Origin of the sequence: Sphingomonas quercus (assembly GCF_018863195.1) — a bacterium.
GTDB classification, from domain to species: domain Bacteria; phylum Pseudomonadota; class Alphaproteobacteria; order Sphingomonadales; family Sphingomonadaceae; genus Solisphingomonas; species Solisphingomonas quercus.
Genome location: NZ_JAHKRT010000004.1, coordinates 32,845 through 54,562, shown reverse-complemented (window position 1 = coordinate 54,562; position 21,718 = coordinate 32,845). Strand labels below are relative to the sequence as shown.

Annotated in this window: 14 protein-coding genes; 2 read left to right on the top strand and 12 right to left on the bottom strand. The window is 65.5% G+C overall.

The features are described from left to right. Positions 1–46 precede the first annotated feature (46 nt). The 4 genes from KOF26_RS08630 to KOF26_RS08615 form a co-directional block, all read right to left on the bottom strand. Positions 47–2,716, bottom strand: a complete 2,670-nt coding sequence (locus KOF26_RS08630; RefSeq protein WP_253201282.1) for a M14 family zinc carboxypeptidase — start codon at positions 2,714–2,716, stop codon at positions 47–49. Between the two features lie 108 nt (positions 2,717–2,824). Beyond that, positions 2,825–5,827, bottom strand: a complete 3,003-nt coding sequence (locus KOF26_RS08625) for a TonB-dependent receptor domain-containing protein (RefSeq protein WP_216323280.1) — start codon at positions 5,825–5,827, stop codon at positions 2,825–2,827. A 740-nt stretch (positions 5,828–6,567) separates the two neighbouring features. Further along, positions 6,568–7,167 carry a helix-turn-helix domain-containing protein gene (locus KOF26_RS08620; protein WP_216323278.1) on the bottom strand — a complete coding sequence of 200 codons (600 nt, stop codon included), beginning with the start codon at positions 7,165–7,167 and terminating at the stop codon, positions 6,568–6,570. Between the two features lie 71 nt (positions 7,168–7,238). Continuing rightward, positions 7,239–7,676 carry a cupin domain-containing protein gene (locus KOF26_RS08615; protein WP_216323277.1) on the bottom strand — a complete coding sequence of 146 codons (438 nt, stop codon included), beginning with the start codon at positions 7,674–7,676 and terminating at the stop codon, positions 7,239–7,241. Between the two features lie 175 nt (positions 7,677–7,851). Between KOF26_RS08615 and KOF26_RS08610 the strand changes: the two genes are divergently transcribed. Beyond that, a complete protein-coding gene (locus tag KOF26_RS08610) occupies positions 7,852–10,263 on the top strand; it encodes a TonB-dependent receptor (RefSeq protein WP_216323275.1) in 2,412 nt (803 codons plus the stop codon). Here the strand turns inward: KOF26_RS08610 and KOF26_RS08605 are convergent, their stop codons facing one another. The 8 genes from KOF26_RS08605 to KOF26_RS08570 are packed head-to-tail and all read right to left on the bottom strand — an operon-like array spanning position 10,264 to position 19,643. Beyond that, on the bottom strand, positions 10,264–11,613 hold the full coding sequence (locus KOF26_RS08605; RefSeq protein WP_216323273.1) for a glutamine synthetase family protein: 1,350 nt from the start codon (positions 11,611–11,613) through the stop codon (positions 10,264–10,266). A 53-nt stretch (positions 11,614–11,666) separates the two neighbouring features. Further along, positions 11,667–13,091 carry an aspartate aminotransferase family protein gene (locus tag KOF26_RS08600; protein ID WP_216323271.1) on the bottom strand — a complete coding sequence of 475 codons (1,425 nt, stop codon included), beginning with the start codon at positions 13,089–13,091 and terminating at the stop codon, positions 11,667–11,669. Beyond that, positions 13,088–13,864: a gamma-glutamyl-gamma-aminobutyrate hydrolase family protein gene (locus KOF26_RS08595; protein WP_216323269.1), complete on the bottom strand. Its 777-nt coding sequence runs from the start codon at positions 13,862–13,864 to the stop codon at positions 13,088–13,090. The genes KOF26_RS08600 and KOF26_RS08595 overlap by 4 nt, the downstream gene beginning before the upstream one ends. Beyond that, positions 13,861–14,982 (bottom strand): ABC transporter ATP-binding protein, encoded by a 1,122-nt coding sequence (locus tag KOF26_RS08590; RefSeq protein WP_216323268.1) that lies wholly within the window; start codon positions 14,980–14,982, stop codon positions 13,861–13,863. Before KOF26_RS08590 ends, KOF26_RS08595 begins: the two co-directional genes overlap by 4 nt. A 4-nt stretch (positions 14,983–14,986) precedes the next feature. Further along, entirely contained in the window at positions 14,987–15,832 is an 846-nt protein-coding gene (locus KOF26_RS08585) for an ABC transporter permease (RefSeq protein WP_216323266.1), read from the bottom strand. Beyond that, the gene (locus KOF26_RS08580) at positions 15,829–16,725 is read right to left on the bottom strand and encodes an ABC transporter permease (RefSeq protein ID WP_435876845.1); all 897 of its coding nucleotides are present in this window, start codon (positions 16,723–16,725) and stop codon (positions 15,829–15,831) included. The genes KOF26_RS08585 and KOF26_RS08580 overlap by 4 nt, the downstream gene beginning before the upstream one ends. A gap of 14 nt (positions 16,726–16,739) precedes the next feature. Next, positions 16,740–18,146, bottom strand: coding sequence for a glutamine synthetase family protein (locus tag KOF26_RS08575; RefSeq protein ID WP_216323262.1), 1,407 nt, complete (start codon positions 18,144–18,146; stop codon positions 16,740–16,742). Positions 18,147–18,152: 6 nt separating this feature from the next. Next, a complete protein-coding gene (locus KOF26_RS08570) occupies positions 18,153–19,643 on the bottom strand; it encodes an aldehyde dehydrogenase (RefSeq protein WP_216323259.1) in 1,491 nt (496 codons plus the stop codon). A 125-nt stretch (positions 19,644–19,768) separates the two neighbouring features. Between KOF26_RS08570 and KOF26_RS08565 the strand changes: the two genes are divergently transcribed. Beyond that, entirely contained in the window at positions 19,769–21,670 is a 1,902-nt protein-coding gene (locus KOF26_RS08565; protein ID WP_216323256.1) for an NAD(P)/FAD-dependent oxidoreductase, read from the top strand. The last annotated feature ends 48 nt before the right edge of the window (positions 21,671–21,718 follow it).

Here is a 21,718-nt window from a genome sequence, read left to right as displayed (position 1 = left end):
CCGTGGCGCTTCGCGTCTGGGGGCGCGAAGGCCACGGGCCGGCGGATCAGGAGCCGCTGGCAGCGCCGGGAGCGGCGCCGAAACTGCCCTTGTTCCGCATCGGCATGTCGTAGATCGCGTCGAACACCAGCTTGTAGGTGCCATGCGCCTGGGAGCGATGCTGCGCCCGGAAGCCGAGCATCACGACGTCGCCGCGACCATGCTGGACGGCGACCGCCGCCGCCTTGCCGACGATGATATCCTCGCCGAGCAGCCAGCCGCTGCGCAGTATGTCCTTCTGGGCATAGGAGGCGATGACATCGACCCGTTCATTGTGCATGCTCGGGATCGCTTCGTAGACTTGGCATTCCTGCGTGTAGATCGCCAGCGCCTTGTTCGGCATGCCATAGCCGAGCGGGGTGTCGTTGGCGACGTTGATGTTCAACGTGGAGCCGGGCGACCAGAACTGCTTGGTCGGCAGGCCGGCGACGACATTGCGGACCGGCAGGCGGAACTTCTCGATGGCGAGGTTGCCCGCCTCGCCGAAGGTGACGATGCGGCCGCCCGCCTTGACGAAATCGTCGAGCGCCTTGATGCCCTCCTCGCCGAAACCGCTGCGGAATTCCGGCGGGAAGGCGTCATTGCCGCCGCCGCCAAGGCCGCCGCCGCCGGCGCGACCGCCGCCCTCGCCGGTCATCATTCCGACGGAATCCGACGGCAGCACGATCACATCATATTTCTTGATGAGATTGCCTGCCTTGATCTCGGCATCCATGACCGAATTATACGGGAATTCGTAGGTTTCGAAGAGCAGGCGCGTCCAGCCTTCGTCGATATTGCCGCCGCGCCACCGCTTCAACATGCCGATGCGCGGCATCTTCATTGCGATCGCCCCCGCCCCCGCGGTGCTGTCACCAGCGGCGAAATTGACGCCGGTGGTGGTGGCAATCGACTGGGCCGCCTGCTGCGACAGGCCGGTGACGATGAAATCGCCGGCCTTGGCGTTGCCGCTCGCCCGTTCGACGCGCCGCACCGTCGCCCCCTGCTTCAGCGCGAGATTGGTGGCGTGGAAGCTGTCGTTGAGCGCGCCGTCGAGCAGGTAGGTGCCCCCGGCCGCGACCGTGCCGCGCGGCGTGACCGGCCCGGTGAGCTTCTCCATATTGGCGGTGACGGCGATGCCGGTCGGCGTGGCCTCGACGCCCATGAACTCGTTCTGGGTGTCGGTGGACATGTCATAGGGCCTGATCGGCGTGCCATCCCGCGTCCGCGCATAGAGATCGTCGGGGAAGAAGGTGCGGCCGAGCAGATAGCGGATCAGGCCCATGTTCGGCTGGTTCATCGGCACGACATAGGTACCGGCCGGATAGACCCGATTTTCCTGCACGAACTGGGCCGGCGCACGATACACGTCGACCCCCTGTTCGATGAGCGAGTTGGCGAGCTTCGTCACGGTCAGCGGATCATGCTGGTTGATGTCCAGGATGAACGCCTTGACCTCGCCCGCCGCGCCGCGATCGGTCTGGCGCTGGGCCTTGAGTATGGCGTTGCGCAGCAGCATCTCGCGGTTACGGGCCGCCATGTCGACCACCGACCAGGAGGTAACGAGCTGGCGCTCGACGATGTCGCGCGGGCGCCACCAGCCGCCCTTCCAGGGATCGGGCATGTTCATCTGCGGCCGGTTATCCGGCACGTTGCGCTGGTTGCCGGTATCGGCGATCTGATCCGGGTGGATGTACAGCGGGGAGGCGATGTTGGCGCTCGCCGACTCATCCAGCATGCCGGCGGTGTTGTGGAATGGCGTGATCCAGTGGAAGCCGAAATGGCCCCAGCCGGAATAGATGGCGTTGCCGATCGCCCCCGGCAGCTTGGCCGCGTCCATGTTGGCGGCCATCTCGGCCCCGAACCATTGTTCCTCGCGCCACACCAGCGGATCGGCGTCCGGGCGGATCGGATCGGCATAGGGGGGGATGACGATGCGCGGGCCGTAGGACCCCATCTGGTGATGGTCTATATACGCTTCCGGCTTCCAGTCGACGAACAGCAGCTTGCCGAGCGCCTTGGATTCCGACAGGTTCATCATGAACGCGTCGCGATTGTTATCGTGCCCGACATACTTCTGATAGAGATAGGGAACGGGTCCGCCTTCGAAAGAGGTGCCCTTATACTTCATGTAATATTGCTGGACATATTCATGGCCGTCCGGATTGATCGACGGCAGCATGACGAGGATGACATTGTTGAGCACGTTCATCGTCGCCGCGTCGGTCTTGCTGACCATATTGTAGGTGAATTCCACCGCGGTCAGCGACGAGCCGATCTCGGTCGAATGGAGATCATAGGATTGGGCGATGACCGGCTTGCCTTCGCGCACGATGCGATCCAGCTCGGCCTGCGGCACGCCGCGCGGATCGGCGAGCTTGAGGTTCATTTGCCGATATTCTTCGAGACGGGCGAGATTCTCCGGCGAGGAGATGTACATCGCCAGATAAGGCCGCCCTTCCGTCGATTTGCCGATCTCCACCACCTTGATGCGGTTCGACGACTTCTCGAGCTGGCGGTAATAGGACACCATCTTGTCGTAGGGCTCGAGGAAGCCGTCCGTGCCCATGCGGTGGCCGAACCACGCTTCCGGTGTCGGCAGGGCCTGCTGTGCGATCGCCGCCGTGGTCGGCGCGACCAGCGAAGTCGTCGCCAGCCCGAGCGCGGCGGCGCCCAGCGAGAGGGCGGACACCGACATGCCCAACGCCCGTCCACCCTTTTTCATCATCCGGTTCATCATCGTCTCCGTCAGATCGTCTCAGGAAATGCGGATCAGCCGGGCCTCCCCCGGCCAATCCGTGATAGCTCAGAATTTCTTGGCAAGCGTCATGAAGAAAGTACGCCCGAGGACGTCGTAGGTGGAGGAGTCATAGGTCGCCGGCGTATCCGTGTAGGATGGCGGCGCCTTGTTGAAGATATTTGTCGAGCCGACGCTGATGTCGATGTCGCCCGGCAACGTGTAACCGATGTTGAGATCGAACACGTTGTAGGAAGCGATACCCTTGGTGGTGCTCGACGGATTGGTGACGAGGTTGCTGTGCTTCATCTTGGCGAGGAAGCGCCACGTCAGGCTGAGATCGAGCTTGTCGAGTGAGTAGTTGAGGTTGGTGTTTGCCTTCCAGCGCGGATGGGTGATGCCGGCGCTGCTGTCGATCGACCGGCCGATCGAGCCCGCATAATTATAAGTGGGCTGACCTGGGCGATCCTGAATATCGAACTTGTCGAGATAGCTGACGATGGTGCGCAGCGCGAGCACGCCGCTATGTTCGCCGAGGCCGAAATCCTCGAGCCCGGCGCGCCAGTCGAACTGGACGTCGATGCCCGACACCTCGAACTGGCCGAGGTTGAGCAGCGGCTGGATCGAGGTTGCACCGAGCCGGCCGGTGGTCTGGCGCGTGCCGAGCAGCGTGCAGTAATAATTATTGGCGTCATAATTGGGGTTGGAGACGCCGTCTGCGTTGAAGCAGGCCTGCAGCGAGTTGGCGACGGACAGCGTCCCGATCGCGCCCTTGATCTTGATGTCGTACCAGTCGACTGACATGCGGATCTGGCGCAGCAGCGGGCTTTCGAACGGCGAGGTCAGCACCGCGCCGAACGACAGCGTGTCGGCCGTCTCCTCCTTCAGATCGGGATTGCCGCCGGTGAGCGGGAAGACCTGGGCGGTGCCGGTGTAGCTCGTATAGGTGCCCGCATCCATGCCCTGCGCCAGGCACAATGCGCGGACCCGGCCCTCGTTCGAGCCCCTGCGGAACGACGAATTGACGTCGCAGGGATCGCCGGCGATGCCGGTGGCGGTGGCAGTGCCGATGCTGGTGCTGCCGTTGGAAACCGGCGCGAACAATTCGCCCACGCTCGGCGCGCGGATGGCGCGGTTATAGCCGCCGCGGAAGCGGATCTCGTCGATCGCCCGCCAGTCGAAATCGACCTTGTAGGTGTGGGCACTGCCGATCGAGTTATAGTCCGAATAGCGATAGCCGAAATCAAGGTTGAGCTCCTTGATGAACGGCAGATCCTGGAGAACCGGCACGAACAGCTCGCCGAACAATTCCTTGACCTTCACCTCGCCGGAGGAGTCGCGCAGCGAGGCGAAGCCGATAACGTCACTGCCGCCATCGGCGAAATAGCTCGTGCCCGGCGGCTGATTGAGCGCGCCGTCCGCCTTGTAGAAGAAGGAATTGGACCGGTAATCGGCGCCGACCGCGAAGCGCACGTCGCCGGCCGGCAGCTTGAACAGGCTGCCCTGCACCGTGCCCTGGACGATGTTCTGTTTCATGTGCGTGGTGTTGAGCGTGTCGCGCAGGATGTAATCCTTGCACGCCTGCGAGATCGGCAGGTCCCCGAAGATGTTGAAATTCGTGCAGCCGTTGAAACGGCTGAAATTCCCGTCGGTCACCGATAGCAGGTCGACGAGCCGGGCGGCGCTGAGGCCGCCGGTCTGGCCATTGTAGAAATCCGAGACGCTGGTGCTGCCATAGGCGTCCCAGGTTAGATCGCCGATGCCGAGCTCGCCATTCATGCCGACCATCGCCTGCCAGACGTTATATTTGTAGGTCTGACCGCGATTGCCGACCGCCAGCCACTGCTTCGTATAGTCGAACGGGGCGGTAGGATTGGGGCGGGACGCCAGCACCGCGCGCAGATCGGCGGGCACGAAATAGCTGTTATATGGAATATGCTGGGTATAGAAATTGTTCGACAGCGTCGTGTTGACGATCGAATCCTGATTGTAGGTCGTATAGCTGAACTGGCCATAGGCGTTGATCGCATCGGTCAGCTCATAATCGACCCGGCCCATCGCCATATAGCGGTTCATGTTGGACTGGGTATCGCCGCCACGGAACGCGAACTTGGTCTGAAATGCCGGGCCGTAGATCGAGTTGCCGTTGGGAACGAGGTAGGAATCGTCCGTATCCGTACCCCGGAAGTTGATCACCGGCGCACCGTTGACGGTCCAGAGCGTCCCGTCATTGTTGAAGGACAATTGGCCGATGTAGTTACGGTTGCCGTTGGACGCGGTGAGCGTGCCCTTGCCATATTGGGAAAGCACGCCATTGACGGCGGCCAGGGTGGGCTGATTGTTCGGCGTGAAGATGGCGAGGCCGTACGGCGTTGCCTGGTTGACGTCGCCGACATAGATGCGGGCGAGGTTCCACGGCCGCTCGCGGCTCTTGGCGCGCTCGCGCTTGGAATAATCCAGCGAAACGAAAGCGCGGCCGCGATCGTCGGCAAACTTGCCGCCGGCCGTCGCCGTGATCCGGTAATTGTCGCCGTCGCCGTAATTGGTGATTCCGGTCTGCGCCTTCAGCGACAAGCCGGTAAAATCGCGCTTCAGCCGGAAATTGATCACGCCCGCCGTCGCGTCCGAGCCATAAGTGGTGGAAGCGCCGCCGGTGATGACCTCGACATTGCCGACCAGCGCTTCGGGAATGGTGTTGAGATCGACCGAACCGTCAGGATTGGAAGGCTGCAACCGCTTGCCGTCGAGCAGGATCAGCGCTCGCTTCGATCCGAGGCCGCGCAGCGACGCATAGGATTGGCCGCCGGTAAGACCGGTGCCGGTGCTGCTGGTGTTCGACTGGCCGATGCCGCTTCCCGAGAATTGCGGCATCTGGGCGAGCGCGCGCTCCACCGTGATCTGCCCGGTATTGGCGAGCGCCGCCTCGCCCACCGAGACGATCGGGCTGTTCGCCTGATAATCGGGCCGCGAGATCAGCGAGCCCGTGACGACGATCTCTTCCTGACGTGGGGCCTCGGCGGCGGCCGGCGCCGGCGCGGATTGCGCGAACGCCTGCGATCCGATCAGCAACACCGAACCGCTGGTGGTGGCAAGAAGCCTAAGCCTGCGACGAACTCCGGATGAAGAATCGCGGCACATTATTGCATTTTTCTGCATTGCCCTGTCCCCCTTTTAAAGTCTAGCCAATGCGCAGGAATCCCCTCTCTTTTTTCCAGTCTGTTCTGTAACGCATCCGTATCTGCGAGAACTGGCTATCGTTGCTTCGAGATGTGACGTGACCGTGGTCACAAAGCTCCGCCTGTCCCGAACACGCTGTATGAAAGCGATCCGGGCGTCGCGCATTGCGACACTGCCTGACGTCTCAATCTTGCCGCGACCCGCTGCTCCGCCGGCATTCGTGCCGGAAGGCGAGTAACGACCCGGACTCCACCTGTGTTGGTTCGCTTCGAACCCTGGTCGACGCTGGTCGCCCGGCCTATGCGGCTCGTGGCGTCCATCGGCGATGCCCCCAGACACGAAGAACTTAATTGCCACCCCTGCTGGCTTTTCTCCCCATGCTTGAAGACAGCACGCCGTCGTCTTCGGAATCGTGGTGATTCCAGAGCGTCAGTAAGCCCGATACTAGCTGTCTTTTACAAGTAAAGCCGACGTCTCCACGGAGATGTTCCGTTTGAGTCGCATCTGATGCTGTAATCTGCGCGGCTCTTGTTATAAGTCAAGCGGAATTCCACTGTGGATTCCGATATAATGGATATCCGCAAGAAAGCCGGGCTTTAGCGCACAAATCCGGCCGCCCTACGGCGCCGAAAAGATCAGGACAGGACGACCAGCAGAGCTTCGGCGGGCGAGGCGGTATGGTTGCGGATGGCGTGCGGCACATCGGCCCGATAGCGCGCGATCGCGCCGGTGCCGACCGTGGCGGTGGTGTCCCCGCTCATCACCGTCAGCTCGCCGGCCAGCACCGAGAGATGCTCCTGGCTGCCCTGGGTATGCGCCTCCGAATTGAGTTCGCCGCCGGGCGCGATGGTGAGGTGATACATCTCCGTCTCGCCCACCTTGTCGGCCGGGCTGAGGATGCGCATCACGCATTGCCGGTCCTCCGTGCGGATTTCGGGCACGAAGGAAGCGGCGGTCAGCTCGATGCGGCTGCGCCACTCGACGCGCTGGCCGCCGACGAAGTCCGGCAGATCAATGCCGAGCGCCTGCGACAGCGACCACATGATCGCCAATGTCGGGTTGGCCTGCCCGCGCTCGATTTGCGACAGCATTGAACGCGACACGCCCGAGGCCAGCGCGAGCCCATCGAGCGTCAATCGTCTTTCCTTGCGCAGATGATGCAGGCGCGGGCCGATCATCGGCGGGCTCTGCCGGTCGTTCATGGCATCGTGACCCTTCAGCGATGCATCCAGCATATGCCGGGCTCCCCCCGCGGAAAAGCGGACAATGGGCCAGTGTGGATAATCCCGCGAGGATTGACGCGCTGCTACTCCAGCTTGCCCTCGCGCGAATAGATCACATAATATTTGGTGTAACCAGGCGTGTCCCATGTGCCGCGCCACTCGGCGGGGAGCGTCACCGCGTCGCCGGGCCCGAGCACCGTCTTGGTGCCGTCCAGCGAGGTCAGTGTCACCGATCCTTTCACGAACAGCATGAACTCGTCGACGCCGTAATTGCGGTCCTTCACCTCGAAATGGCTTGGGCCGGCCTCGTACATGCCGCTTTCGAATTTCTTGTCGGTGGACATCATCGCGACGAGATCGCGCGTGCGCTTGCCCTTATTGTCCTTGGTGATCGTCTGCGGCCGGGCGAAGACGGCGCCGCCGGCCTCCGCCCTGGCGATCTTGATCGGATGGACGACCGGCTGCTGGGCGATGAGCGAGCTTGCCGACAAGAGCAGGCCGGTGGCGAGGATGCTGCGCATCTGGAGACTCCTCAATCATGGGATGCAGTGTGATCACAACAACACGAAGCCTTGTCAACCGGACCGGCGAAACCTCGCCAGTGCGATAAGAATTGACCTCACCTCCAAACTGTGATCGCATAACGACTGCGAGACTGCCCTCCGAAGAGGCGTCGCAATCAAAGGGGGTGAGCAGATGACGCTGCACGCGCGCCGGATCGCATTGCTGATCGGCATATCCCTGCCGGGCCTGGCCCAAGCCCAGGCGCCGCAGACCCAGACCAATTCGGTGGCGAGCGATACCAGCGGCGAAATCGTCGTCACCGCCACGCGGTCTGCCGAAGTCTTGTCCCGGGTGCCGATCAGCGTCAGCGCCTTTTCGCAGGAGACGATGGACATCAAGAATGTCCGCTCGATGGAGGATATCGCCCGCTTCACGCCGGGCGTGTCGTTCAATCGCGGCTCTAACGGCATCACCATCCGCGGCATCGCGCCCAATGGCGGCTCGGGCACCACCGGCATCTATATCGACGATACGCCGGTGCAGATGCGTGCGCTCGGCTTCAACGCCGATGATTCCCGCCCCGCCGTCTTCGATCTGGAGCGCGTCGAGATCCTGCGCGGCCCGCAGGGCACATTGTTCGGCGCCGGCTCGGTCGGCGGCACGGTGCGCTACATCACGCCCCAGCCCGGCCTCAAGGACTACAGCGTCTATTCCCGCGCCGAAATCTCGACCATCGCCCATGGCGGCATGAATTACGAGGCAGGCGCCGCGGTCGGCGGCCCGATCATCGAGGACCGGATCGGCTTCCGGATCAGCGCCTATCATCGCCGTGACGGCGGCTATGTCGATCATGTCGACAATCAGTCGGGCGAAGTCGACGACAAGAACATCAATTACGGCGATGTCGACGTGATGCGCGGCGCACTCGCGTTCAAGCCGACCGACGATATCCTCATCACGCCGTCGATTTTCTACCAGCGGCGCACCGGCAACGCCTCGGATACCTGGTTCGAAGGGCTGTCGGATCCGGGCAAGGGCCAGTTCCGCACCAGTTCGCCGGAATATCGCGGCAACAAGGATCGCTTCTATCTGCCGGCGATCAACGTCCAGTGGGATTTCGGGACCACCGCGCGGCTGGTGTCCAATACCTCCTGGTATCACCGCGACAATTACACCGGCTATGACGGCACGATCTACGATCTCGGCTATTATCAGGAGGAGTATAAGTCCTATATGGAGGATCAGGGCCTTGACCCGGTCTTCTATCCTTTCCTGACGCCGACCGGGCCGAACAAGGATCTGCCCTATTATCTGAGCCCGTCACTGGTCACCAATCGCCAGCGTTCCTTCACCCAGGAGGTCCGCCTGCAGTCGAACGACTCCTCGTCGCGGCTGCAATGGGTGGTCGGCCTGTTCTACCAGCGCTCAAGGCAGACCAGCATCGAGGAGCTGATCGATCCGCTTGGCGACACCCTGTTCAACGCGACCTTCGGCATGACCGTCGAAGACTATTTCGAGTGGCCCTATTACGGGCGCGACAGCTATATCAGCTATACCGCCGCAACCGATACGCAGCTCGCCGGCTTCGCCGATCTCACCTACGCGATCACCGATCGCCTGAAGGTGACGGCGGGCGCGCGCTATTCGAAGACGAAATTTTCGTTCAACAATTTCGCCGACGGCTCGCAGAACGCCGAACGCGCCGAGGCGCGGGGCAAATCGTCGGAGAAGCCGTTCACGCCCAAGCTTGGCGTCAATTTCCAGGCCGATCCGAACAATCTCTTCTATGCGAGCTGGGCGAAGGGCTTCCGTCCTGCCGGCGCCAACCCGCCGGTGCCCGTGTCGGTGTGCGAAGCCGGGCTGGAGCGCCTCGGCCTGTCGAGCGCGCCGGCCTCCTATGCGTCCGACAAGGTGCGCAGCATCGAGCTCGGCTCAAAGAACCGCATCGGTGGCAAGCTGTCGATCGCCGCAAGCGTCTATGACATACGCTGGTCGGGCATCCAGTCGCGTCTCACCGTGCCCGTCTGCGCGATCGCCTTCACCGGCAATTTCGGCACGGCGCGCAGCCGCGGTTTCGACCTGCAGGCGACGGTGACGCCATTTCGCGGCCTGACCATCGACAGCGCCTTCGGCTATACCGACGCCCATTATACCGAGACCGTGCAATTCGTGGGCACCCGCACCCGCACCGTCGTCAACAAGGGCAACGCCCTCGGCGTGCCGCCCTGGTCGGCGAGCGTCGGCGCCCAGTATAATTTCACCGCCGCTGCGCATGACTTTTTCCTGCGCGGCGATTTCCAGTATACCGGACCGCTGCATCGGCTGACGCCGAACCGCGATCCAGGCGTCGCCACCTATGATCCGACCAACCTCTACACCGCCTCGCGGACCTTCGTCGGCCTGCGCGCCGGCGTCCAGCTTGGCGACGTCAACGCTGCGTTGTTCGTCGACAATCTCATGGACTCCCATCCGCGGGTCGGGCGCACCGCCGCGGGCGATCAGGATCCGCTGGCGGACGGGCCGGCGCTGTGGGGCACCTATCTCTACACCAGGACCACGGTGCGCCCGCGCACGATGGGGCTGACGCTGACCTATCGGCGCTGATCAGACCTTGAGCAGCAGGTGATCCCGCTCCCACGAGCTGATCACCCCTTCGAAGGCGGACAGCTCGTCGGCCTTGATGAGCAGGAACGCCTTGACGAAGGCCGCGCCCAACAGGTCGATGACGGTGTCGCAGCGGGCGAAGCGATCCAGCGCCTCGTCGAGATTGCGGGGCAGGGTGCGCGCGTGGATATAGGCGTTGCCTTCGACCAGCGGCAGCGGCTCCATCCTGTCGCGCACGCCGACATAGCCGCAGATCAGCGATGCGGCGACCGCCAGATAGGGGTTCGAATCCGCGCCCGGCAGGCGGTTCTCGATGCGCATATTGGCGCGGTCGGCGGTCGGCACGCGCAGGCCGCAGGAGCGATTGTCGAGGCCCCATTGCAGGTTGATCGGAGCGCTGTGCCCGGGCCGCATGCGGCGGAAGGAGTTGACGTTGGGCGCGAACAGCGGCGCCACCTCGGGCAGCAGATGCTGCAGCCCGCCGACGAAATGGCGGAACGCGTCGCTCATGTGGCCGCCGACGGTGGAGAAGAGGTTGGCGCCGGATTGCGCATCCACCGCCGACATGTGGAGATGCATGGCGCTGCCCGGCTGGTTCTCCATGGGCTTGGCCATGAAGGTCGCGTAGACGCCATGCTTCAGCGCCACCTGACGGACGATGCGCTTGAACACCACCACCTGGTCGCACAGGTGGATGGGATCGCCATGGTTGAAATTGATTTCCAGCTGGGCGGTACCGGATTCGTGGATCATCGTGTCGAGGTGGAGCGAGGCGGTCTCGGCCTGCTCGTAGATATCCTCGATGATGTCCTCATATTCGGTGATCGCCTCAAGCCCATAGGGCTGGGGCGAGGTTTCCGAGCGGCCTGAGCGACCGGTCGGCGGCAGCAGCGGCAGGTCGGGATCGGCGTTGACCTGGGTCAGGTAGAATTCGAGCTCCGGCGCGATGACGAAGCGCCAGCCCATCTCCTCGTAACGATCGAGCACGCGGCGCAGCACATGGCGCGGTGCAATCTCGAACGGGGCTCCGTCGCGATGCAGTGCATCCGCGAAGACGAACGCGGTCGGCGTCTTGAAGCCCGGTGCCACGCACATCGAGGCGGGATCGGGACCCAGCGTGATGTCCGGATCGCTGAAGGATTCGCCGGCGGTCTCGTCGTCGGCATATTCGCCGGTGACGGTCACCGAGAAGATGCTGCTCGGCATGCGCAGCGTGCCATTGCCGGTGGATTGCAGGAATTTCTGCGCCGGCCACACCTTGCCGCGGATGACGCCGTTCATGTCGGGCACGAGGCATTCCACCTCGCTGATGCCGTGATCCCTGATCCAATGCGCGAACTTGTCCGCCATAAGCCACCGCCTTTCCTGCCTGGTCCGTTTCCGGGTCGGTGTCGACGCACAGTCTACAACCCCGGCTGCGCGCCCTCCAGCAATTGCGGCGGCGGCAGGCCGGCGAGATGGGCGAGCGTGCCCACCGCCTCATCCAGCGCGGCGCGGATGATTGCGGCCATCCGGTCAATCTCCTCATGGGTGATGACGAAGGGCGGGCACATCACGATCGTGTCGCGGATGGCGCGCACCATCAGGCCGCGCGCGATGCAGGCGTCGCGCACCACCGGCCCGGCGGCGCCGCCCTTGCCGTGGCGGCGATTGGTGCCCTTTTCGGCCACCAGCTCGATCGCGCCGATCAGCCCCAATGTGCGCACCTCGCCGACCAGCGGATGATCGGCGAGCGCGCCGATCGCCTCGGCGAAATGTGGGCCGGCGTCATCGGCGACGCGATCGACCAGGGCCTCGCGCTCCATGATCTCGATGTTGCGCAAGGCGACGGCGGCGGCGACGGGATGGCCCGAATAGGTGTAGCCGTGGACGAAATCATCGTCGGTGGCGCGCAGCGTCTCGACGATCTCGTGGCTCACCGCCGTCGCCGAGATGGGGAGATAGCCGGACGACAATCCCTTGGCCATCGACACGATGTCCGGCGTGAAGCCGAAATGCTGATAGCCGAACCAGCGGCCGAGCCGGCCGAAGCCGCAAATCACCTCGTCCGACACGATCAGCACGCCATATTTGCGGCAGATCGCCTCGATGCGTTGCCAATAGGCGCGGTGCGGGATGATGACCCCGCCCGCCCCCTGTACCGGTTCGCCGATGAACGCCGCCACCTTGTCGGCGCCGATCGCGAGGATGCGCTCCTCCAGCGCGTCGGCGGCGCGCAGCGCGAACTCCTCCGGGTCTTCGCCGAAGCCGTCGCCGAAATGATAGGGCTGCATGATATGCTCGATGCCGGGAATCGGCAGGCCGCCCTGCACATGCATGAAGCTCATGCCTCCCAGGCTGGCGCCGGCGACGGTGGAGCCATGATAGGCGTTGTGGCGGCTGATGATGATGCTGCGCTCGGGCTGGCCCTTGAGCGCCCAGTAATAGCGCACCAGCCGCAGCACCGTGTCGTTCGATTCCGACCCGGAGGTGTTGAAGAAGATATGCTGGAGAGCGCCGCCATGCAGCGAGGCGAGCTTGGCGGCGAGTTCGACGGCCGGCGCCGTCGCCGTGCGGAAGAAGCTGTTGTAATAGGGCAGCTCGAGCATCTGCTCGCGCGCGACGTCGGCCAGTTCGGCGCGGCCATAGCCGATGTCGACGCACCAAAGCCCGGCCATGCCGTCAAGTATCGCATTGCCTTCGGCGTCCCACACCGTCGATCCTTCGGCGCGCGTGATGATGCGACTGCCGCCCATCTGCTGCTGCAGCCGGTAGCTGGACTGGGCCGGAAGATGATGGGCGACGTCCAGCCGCCGAAGCTCGGACACGTTGTAGTTGCGCCTGTTCACGCCTGCTTCTCCATTTTCTCAGCCGGCGCCAGCGCAAGCCCACGAAGGGCCTTGCCCAGCAATCCGAAAAAGCCCTGTGATGCCGCGTCGGCATCCACCTGCCACTCGGGATGCCATTGTACGCCGAGGAGCTGAGCGCCGTTGACGGTGGCGGACACCGCCTCCACCACCCCGTCCGGCGCCCGCGCCTCCACCGCCAGGCCGTCGCCCAGCCGGCCGATGCCCTGGAAATGGACCGACGAGACGCGCAACCTGTCCCGCCCGAGGCCGGCGGCGAGCAGGCCGCCGCGGGTCAGCGCGACATCGTGGAGATGGCCGAACATGCTCGCGAAATCGACATCGGCGGGCGCGTGGTGGGACAAGGCCCGCGCCTCCTCGCCGAGGTCGCGCGCCAGCGTGCCGCCAAAGGCGACGTTCATTTCCTGAAAGCCGCGGCAGATGCCGAACACCGGCCGGCCGCGCGCGATCATCGCCTCGATCAGGCCGAGGCTCATCATGTCGCGGCCGGGATCGAACGGGCCGGACCCCTCCGCGTCCGGCTCGCCATATCGCGACGGCTGGACGTTGGATGGGCTTCCGGTGAGCAGCAGGCCGTCGATCCGCGCCGCCGCCTCCGTCGGCGTCAACAGGTCGGGGCGGGCGGGGATGATCAGCGGGGCGGCATCGCCATAGCGCGCCGCCGCCTCGACATAGCGGTTGACCACCGCCTGGGTGATCTCCTCGCCCGACGGGCGCGAGCAGGCGATGATGCCGAGGATCGGCCGCGCGCTCATGACAGCAGTACCGCCGGCGAACGCGGCGCCCAGCTCAGCCACACCGCGTCGCCTTCGGCAAATTCGCGGTCGACATAGCGGGTGACATTGCTGCGCAGCACGCGCATCTCCGCGCCGCTTTCCAGCGCCACGTCATAGACCGTCTCGCTGCCGAGATAGGCGCCGCGGCGAATCGTGCCGCGCACCAGATTATGCCCCTCCGGCACGCCCACGCGGGCGGGCGGCGCGGCGCCGTTGAGGTGCGCCATCTCGACCTTCTCCGGCCTCAGGCCGGCCCATACGGTGGCGTCCGTTGCCCCGGTGACGCCGTGGTCGACGAAGATCCGCGCGCCGAGCTGGTCCGAGGCGATCACCGCATGGTCCGGCTCGTCCACCACCAGCCGCCCCTCGAACAGGTTCACGCTGCCGATGAAGTCGGCGACGAAGCGGTTGTTCGGATATTCGTAGAGGTCGCTCGGCGTCGCCACCTGTTGCAGCGCGCCCCGGTTCATCAGCGCGCAGCGCGACGCCATCGCCAGGGCTTCGTCCTGATCGTGGGTGACCATCACGAATGTGACGCCGACCGTCTCCTGGATGCGGGTCAGCTCGAAGCGCATCGTCTCGCGCAGCTTGGCGTCCAACGCGGAGAGCGGCTCGTCGAGCAGCAGCACGCGCGGCCGCTTGATCAGCGCGCGGGCGAGCGCGACGCGCTGGCGCTGCCCGCCGGAAAGCTGGTCGGGCTTGCGATCGGCCATGCCCTCCAGCCGGACGAGGGCCAGCGCTTCCATCACGCGATCGGTGCGCTCCGGTTCCGGCACGCCGGCGATTTTCAGGCCGTATGCGACGTTGGCCTTGACGCTCATGTGCGGGAACACCGCATAGGATTGGAACACCATGTTCACCGGCCGGCGATTGGGCGGCACGCTGCTCATGTCCTGCCCGTCGATGAGGATCCGGCCCTCGCTCGGCAGCTCCAGCCCGGCGAGCATGCGCAGCAGCGTGGTCTTGCCGCAGCCGGAAGGCCCGAGCAGGGCGAAGAACTCGCCCTCCATGATGTCCAGCGACACCTGCTCGACGGCGGTGAAGCCGCCGAACCGCTTGGTGAGGTGTTCGATGCGGATGAGCGGGGTAGCGGCCATGTGGTCAATGATTTCCCTGCGTGCTCGCCACCGGCCCGCCCTGCAGGCGCAGGCCAATGGTGGTGAGCAGGATGGTGAGCAGGACGAGCAAGGTCGAGGCGGCATTCACCTCCGGCGTCACCGAGAAACGGACCATGGAATAGACCTTGACCGGGAAGGTCACCGTATCCGGTCCCGCCGTGAAGAAGGTGATGACGAAATCGTCGAGGCTGAGCGTGAAGGCGAGCAGCGCCCCGGCGATCAGCGCCGGTCGCATGTGCGGCACGAGGATATCCATGAAGATACGGAACTCGCCGGCGCCGAGATCGCGCGCTGCTTCCTCCAGCTCGCGGTTGAACGAGGCGAGGCGTGCGCGGACGATCACTGCCACGAACGGGAAGCTGAACGAGATATGGGCGATGATGATCGCGCCGAGATTGGCCGGCCACGGCATCCCGCCGGGCCAGGGGATGACGCGCGAGAAGAACACGAGCATCGCCACGCCCATGCAGATTTCCGGGATGACGATGGGCAGCGCCATCACCCCTTCGAACGCCGGCTTGAATGGAAAACGGAATCGCCACAGCCCGACCGCGACCAGCGCGCCGAGCACGACGCTGACCAGCGTCGAAACGGCGGCGATGGTCAGCGAATTGCCGAACGCCTCGAGCAGCGAGCCATTCTGGAAGACGCGGCCGTACCAGTCGAGCGTGAAGCCCGTCCACACGATGTTGCGCCGGCTCTCGTTGAAGCTGAACGCGATCAGGCAGAGCAGCGGCGCGTAGAGGAAGACCATCGTCGCCGCCAGCCACAGGCGGATCGGCCAGCGCCGGAAATAATCCAGCGGGGCGACCGGCTCGCGGCGCCTCATGCCCCGGCCCTCGCGCGACGGCGGCGGGCGACGATCGCCTGGCCGGCAATGGCGATGAACGTCAGGTACATCAGCATGAACGATAGCGCGGCGCCGAACGGCCAGTCATTCGCCCGCTTGAACTGGCGCTCGATGACATTGGCGATCATCTGGCTGTCCGGCCCGCCGAGCAGATCGGGCGTCAGATAGGCGCCGAGCGCCGGCACGAAGGTGATGAGCAGCCCGGAGAGGATGCCCGGCAGCGCCAGCGGCACGACGATCTCCCTCATCGTGCGCAGGTGCCCGGCACCGAGATCGAGGCTCGCTTCGATCATCGAGCGATCGAGCCGGTCGAGCGCGGCATAGAGCGGCAGGATCAGGAAGGGCAGGTTGACGTAGACCAGCCCCAGCACCACCGCGAAATTATTGTGGAGCAGCGGCAGCGGCTGGAACGCCGACAGCGACAGGCCCATCGCGCGGAGCCCGTCCCAGCCCCAGCCGAGGACGGTGTTCACATAGCCTTCGTTGCGCAGCACCGCCATCAGCGCATAGGTGCGGACCAGCAAATTGGTCCAGAAAGGCAGCATCACCAGCATCAGCAGCCACGCCTTGGCGCGCGGCGGCGCGAAGGTGATCGCCAGCGCCACCGGAAAGCCGATGATCAGGCAGAGCAGCGTGGTCAGCGCCGCCACGCCCAGCGATTTGACGAAGATGTCGAGATAGACCGGGTCCATCACGCGCGCATAATTGTCGAGCGTGCCGGTGATCGCGATGTCGGTGAGGCCCAATGTACGGCCGAAGCTATACGCCCAGACGATCGCCAGCGGCACCAGGAAGAACAGCGCGAGCCAGAAGCCCGGCGGGCCGATGATCGCCGCGAACGGCCGTTTCGCCTGCCGCCATTCCTGTTCCATGCCGGCCATCTCCGTCAGGCGCTCTGGAGATACCAGTCATGGTCGAGCGGGCTGACCACTTCGAAGAAGCGCGCCTGTTCGGTCCGCTTGACGGTGGTGAACATGTCGACGAAGCGCTCGCCGAGATAATCTCGCAAGATTGCCGAGCCGGCGAAGCGCTCGACCGCGTCGAACCAGTTGGTCGGCAGCGACGCTCCCATCTCGCGCGCGGCGGCATAGCCGTCGCCGGTCACCGGCGGGCCCGGGTCGATGCGATTGGTGATGCCGTGATGGACGGCGGCGAGGAGCGCGGCGAGGGCCAGATAAGGATTGGCGTCCGCGCCCGCGACGCGATGCTCGACATGGCGCGTGTGGGGCAGGCCGGCCGGCACGCGCAGCGCCACGGTGCGATTGTTGACGCCCCAGGTCGGCGCCACCGGCGCATAGCTGTTCGGCCGGAAGCGGCGGAAGCTGTTCATGTGCGGGGCGAAGATCGCCATGCTTTCGGCGAGCAGCGCCTTCATCCCGCCGATGGCGTGGCGGAGCATCTCCGTCCCGGCCGGATCCTCGCTGGCAAAGGCGTTCGCCCCGGAGCCATCCTCGATGCTGACATGGAGATGAAGGCCGCTGCCGGCGGCGTCGCTCCACGGTTTGGCCATGAACGTCGCCTCGCAGCCATGGCGACGGGCGACGCCCTTGGCGGCGCGCTTGTAGAACACCGCCTCGTCGGCGGCGCGCAGGGCGTCGGCCTTGTGACGCAAGGTCAGCTCAAGCTGGCCCGGCGCGCATTCGGAGATGACGCCCTCCAGAGGGATGTTCTGCGCATCGCAGGTCTGCCACAGGTCGCGGAGGAATGGCGCGGCATCCTCGATCTCGGGCAGGCCATAGACATGCGTGCCCTCGGCCCGCCGGCCGGTGAGCTCGGACAGCGGCAGGCGCACCGCGCCGTCCGGCCCGCGCTCGGCATCGACGAGGTAGAATTCCAGCTCGCACGCGACGACCGGGGTCAATCCATCCGCCGCGAAGCGATCGAGCACCCGCGACAGGATGACGCGCGGATCGAGTTCGCACGCCGTGCCGTCCAGCTCGTGCAGCGACGTCGCGACCTGCGCAACATCCTCGCCCAGCCACGGCGCCGGCACGATGCCGCCCGGCACCGGGCGCGCCCGGCGATCGGCGTCGCCATCCTCCCAGACAAGTCCGGTTTCCTCCACGTCGCGCCCGGTGATGTCGACGACGAGGATCGAGCCGGGCAGGAAGCGGCCATAGTCATAGACTGCCATCAGCTCATGCCGGCGCAGGCGTTTCCCGCGCGGCACGCCGGACATGTTGGTGAAGAAAACCTCGAAGAACTGGATGTGCGGATGCGCGGCGAGGAAGGCGCGCGCCTCCTCCGCTGAGGCGACGAAACCCGGATGCGGGGGGGATGAGGCTTCGGTCATGCTGTCCTATCGCAGGGTGAAGGTCACGGCCTTGAGGTCGGCATATTTGGCGAGCGCGTGCATGCTCCTGTCCCGCCCGAAGCCGGACTGGCGAAAGCCGCCGAACGGCATGGTGATATCGCAGGCATCCCAGCCATTCACCCATATCAGGCCCGCGCGCAGCCGCCGGGCGGCGCTGTGGGCGCGATTGAGGTCTGCCGTCCATACCCCGGCGGCAAGACCGTAGATGGTGTCGTTGGCGATGGCGAAGGCCTCTTCGTCGTCGGCGAAGTCGAGCACGCCGAGCACCGGGCCGAACACCTCCTCGCGCGCCAGCGACGCGTCGCGGCGGACCTGGTCGTAGATGGTCGGCGCGACATAGAAGCCCCCGGTCTCCTCGCGCGCCCGCACGCCGCCGATCAGCCGCGTCGCCCCCTCGCGCTCGGCGGCATCGATGTGGCGCAAGGCGCTGTGCATCTGCGCCTCGCTGATCATCGCCCCGAAGCGCGTGGCGGGATCGAGTGGGTCGCCGGGGACGATCCTTTCCGCCACGGCGAGCACGCGCGCGATGAAATCCGCCTTGATGTCGCGATGGACGAGCAGGCGGGAGGCGGCGGTGCATACCTCGCCCTGATTGTAGAACACGCCCCAGGCGGCGGCCTCCGCCGCGGCGTCGAGGTCGGGGCAGTCGGGGAATATGATCTGCGGCGATTTGCCGCCCAGTTCCAGGCTGACCCGCTTGAGATTGCTCTCGCCGGCGTAGCGCATCAGCAGCCGCCCGACCGTGCCGGAGCCGGTGAAGGCGATCATGTCGACGTCCATGTGGCGGGCGAGCGCCTGCCCCGCCGTCTCGCCAAGGCCGGGCACGACGTTCAGCACGCCGTCGGGCAGGCCGGCCTCCAGCGCCAGCGCGCCGAGGCGGAGCGCCGACATCGGCGATTGCTCGGCCGGCTTCAGCACCACCGAATTGCCCATGGCGAGCGCGGGGGCCACCTTCCACATCGCCATATGCAACGGGAAATTCCACGGCACGATCGCGCCGACGACGCCCAGCGGCTCATGCACCGCATAGGAAAGCCGGGTCGGGGCCGACGGCGCCACCTCGCCGTACAGCTTGTCCAGCGCCTCGGCGTAATAGCGGGTGGTGTTGATCGCGAGCGGCACGTCGACATTGGCCGCGTCGGAGATCGGCTTGCCGGTATCCAATGATTCCAGCAGCGCCAGCTCGTCGGCATGCTCTTCCATCAACGCGGCCAGGCGATGCAGCACGGCCTTGCGCGCCTTGGGCGGGAGGTCCCGCCAGCGCCCGTCCTCGAAGGCGGTACGGGCGGCGACGACGGCGGCATCGACGTCCGCCGCCTCCCCGGCTGCGACATGATTGAGGATGCGTCCGTCGCGCGGGCCGATATTGGCGAAGGTGGCGCCCGACCTGGCCGCAACCAGATGGCCGTCGATCACCGCCTGTCCGGGCAAAGTCAGTGCCGCGGCCCGGGCCTGAATCTCCGAAAAGCTCTGCACGCCGGCCCTTCCTCGGAACTTCTGTGATCACATCATAGGAGGGGCTCATGGCCTTTGGAAGCGCAAACTTTGCGCCGTCGGGCTTTCGAGATATGTGATAGCAGTTACTCCCGGGGAGGCGATTCATGGCCGAGCGCGAGCGTCCGGAAATCGACCGGCGGGGCCTGTTGAAAGGGGTCGGGTGTGGCCTCGTCGCAGGCGGTCTGGCCGGCCCGGCGGCGGCGGCCGCGCCTGCGCCACAGGAGGCGCCGGGCTATTATCCGCCCGAGCGTCTCGGCATGCGCGGCAGCCATCCGGGCTCGTTCGAGACCGCTCACGCGCTCCGTGACGGCACCCTCAGGATCGGCGACGCCGAGCGCATCGGCGAAGCCTATGATCTTGTGATCGTCGGCGGCGGCATCAGCGGGCTTGCCGCGGCGCATTTCCTGCGCGTCGAGCGGCCGGACGCCCGCATCCTCATCCTCGACAATCACGACGATTTCGGCGGCCATGCCAAGCGCAACGAATTCCACGTCGCCGGCCGCACGCTGCTGATCAATGGCGGCACGATGCTGATCAGCAGCCCGCGGCCCTACAGCGCGGTGGCAGCTGGCCTGCTCGCCACGCTCGGCATCAATGCGGAGGCGCTCGCGGCGCGCTACAAGCCCGGTGGCGCTTTCCGCGCGCTGCGCCCCGCGATATTCTTCGACGCGCCGACATTCGGTCGCGATGCGCTCGTCCCGATGATGCGCGGCGCCGACAGGACGCCGGAGGCACTGGCCAAGGCGCTCGCCGCCTCGCCACTGCCCGAAAAGGCGATCCGCGATATCGTCCGCGTCGAGACCGGCAAGGAGGATTATCTCGCCGGCCTGTCGCAGGACGAGAAACGCGACCGGCTGTCGCGGATGAGCTACCGCGATTATCTGGCTGAGGTGGTGAAAGTCGATCCGCTGGTGATCGCCTATTACCAATGCCGGACCCACGGCGAATGGGGCATCGGCATCGACGGCGAACCGGCTCTGGATTGCTGGGGGCAGGGGCTGCCGGGCTTTGCCGGGCTCGGCCTCGACCCCCGCGACACACGGCGCATGGGCAATACCGCCGCCGGCTATGGCGCCACCGGCGGCTCGGCCAGCTTCCACTTTCCCGACGGCAACGCCACCATCGCCCGCGCACTGGTGCGCAAGCTGGTGCCGGCGGTGGCGCCACCCGGCGATATCGCGGCGCTGGTCGGCGCGCGCTTCGACTATGCCGAGCTCGATCGCGCCGGCCAGCCGGTGCGCATCCGCCTGAACAGTACGGTGGTGAACGTCGCGCGCAAAGGCGCCGGCGCGGAGATCGTCTACCGGGCGGGCGACGGCCTGCGCGCCGTCAGCGCCAGGGCGTGCGTGCTCGCCTGCTACAATATGATCATCCCCTATCTGGTGCCCGACCTGCCGGATGCGCAGAAGGCGGCGCTGCACCAGTTGGTGAAGGTGCCGCTCGTCTATACCAGCGTGGCGCTGACCAACTGGCGCGCCTTCGCGCGGCTCGGCATCAGCGGGGCGGAATGCCCGGGCAGCTATTTCTCCTCCTTCCGCCTGACCCCCGCGCCCGACATGGGCGGCGCCTTCCAGCCGGCCGGGCCGGACGATCCGGCGATGCTGTTCATGCTGCGCACTCCCTGCAAGCCCGGCGCGCCGACGGAGCGCGACCAGCATCGCGCGGGCCGGCAGGAGTTGCTCGCCACCTCGCTCGCGACGTTCGGGGGGCATATCCGCGACCAGCTGGCGAAGGTGCTCGGGCGAGGTGGGTTCGATGCGGCGCGTGACATTGCCGGCATCGCCGTCAATCGCTGGCCGCACGGCTATGCCTATGAATATAATCCGCTTTACGATCCGTGGGACGTGCCGGAGGCGAGCCGTCCGCATGTCGTGGGCCGGCGGCGCTTCGGCCCGATCGCCATCGCCAATTCGGATTCCGGCGCCGCCGCCTATACCGACTCCGCGATCGACCAGGCGCACCGCGCCGTGCACGAGTTGCTTGCCGCCCGCGAGGTGCGCATCTAGCGGTCAGCGCCAGCAAAGCAGGCGACAAGCGTCTGCTATCGCACTATT

Excerpts from the sequence above, each read along its gene's own strand:
- KOF26_RS08630 (WP_253201282.1), bottom strand. The coding sequence starts at position 2,716 with ATGTCGGTGTCCGCCCTCTCGCTGGGCGCCGCCGCGCTCGGGCTGGCG.
- KOF26_RS08620 (WP_216323278.1), bottom strand. The coding sequence starts at position 7,167 with ATGCTGGATGCATCGCTGAAGGGTCACGATGCCATGAACGACCGGCAG.
- KOF26_RS08615 (WP_216323277.1), bottom strand. The coding sequence starts at position 7,676 with ATGCGCAGCATCCTCGCCACCGGCCTGCTCTTGTCGGCAAGCTCGCTC.
- KOF26_RS08610 (WP_216323275.1), top strand. The coding sequence starts at position 7,852 with ATGACGCTGCACGCGCGCCGGATCGCATTGCTGATCGGCATATCCCTG.
- KOF26_RS08605 (WP_216323273.1), bottom strand. The coding sequence starts at position 11,613 with ATGGCGGACAAGTTCGCGCATTGGATCAGGGATCACGGCATCAGCGAG.
- KOF26_RS08595 (WP_216323269.1), bottom strand. The coding sequence starts at position 13,864 with ATGAGCGCGCGGCCGATCCTCGGCATCATCGCCTGCTCGCGCCCGTCG.
- KOF26_RS08590 (WP_216323268.1), bottom strand. The coding sequence starts at position 14,982 with ATGGCCGCTACCCCGCTCATCCGCATCGAACACCTCACCAAGCGGTTC.
- KOF26_RS08585 (WP_216323266.1), bottom strand. The coding sequence starts at position 15,832 with ATGAGGCGCCGCGAGCCGGTCGCCCCGCTGGATTATTTCCGGCGCTGG.
- KOF26_RS08580 (WP_435876845.1), bottom strand. The coding sequence starts at position 16,725 with ATGGAACAGGAATGGCGGCAGGCGAAACGGCCGTTCGCGGCGATCATC.
- KOF26_RS08575 (WP_216323262.1), bottom strand. The coding sequence starts at position 18,146 with ATGACCGAAGCCTCATCCCCCCCGCATCCGGGTTTCGTCGCCTCAGCG.
- KOF26_RS08565 (WP_216323256.1), top strand. The coding sequence starts at position 19,769 with ATGGCCGAGCGCGAGCGTCCGGAAATCGACCGGCGGGGCCTGTTGAAA.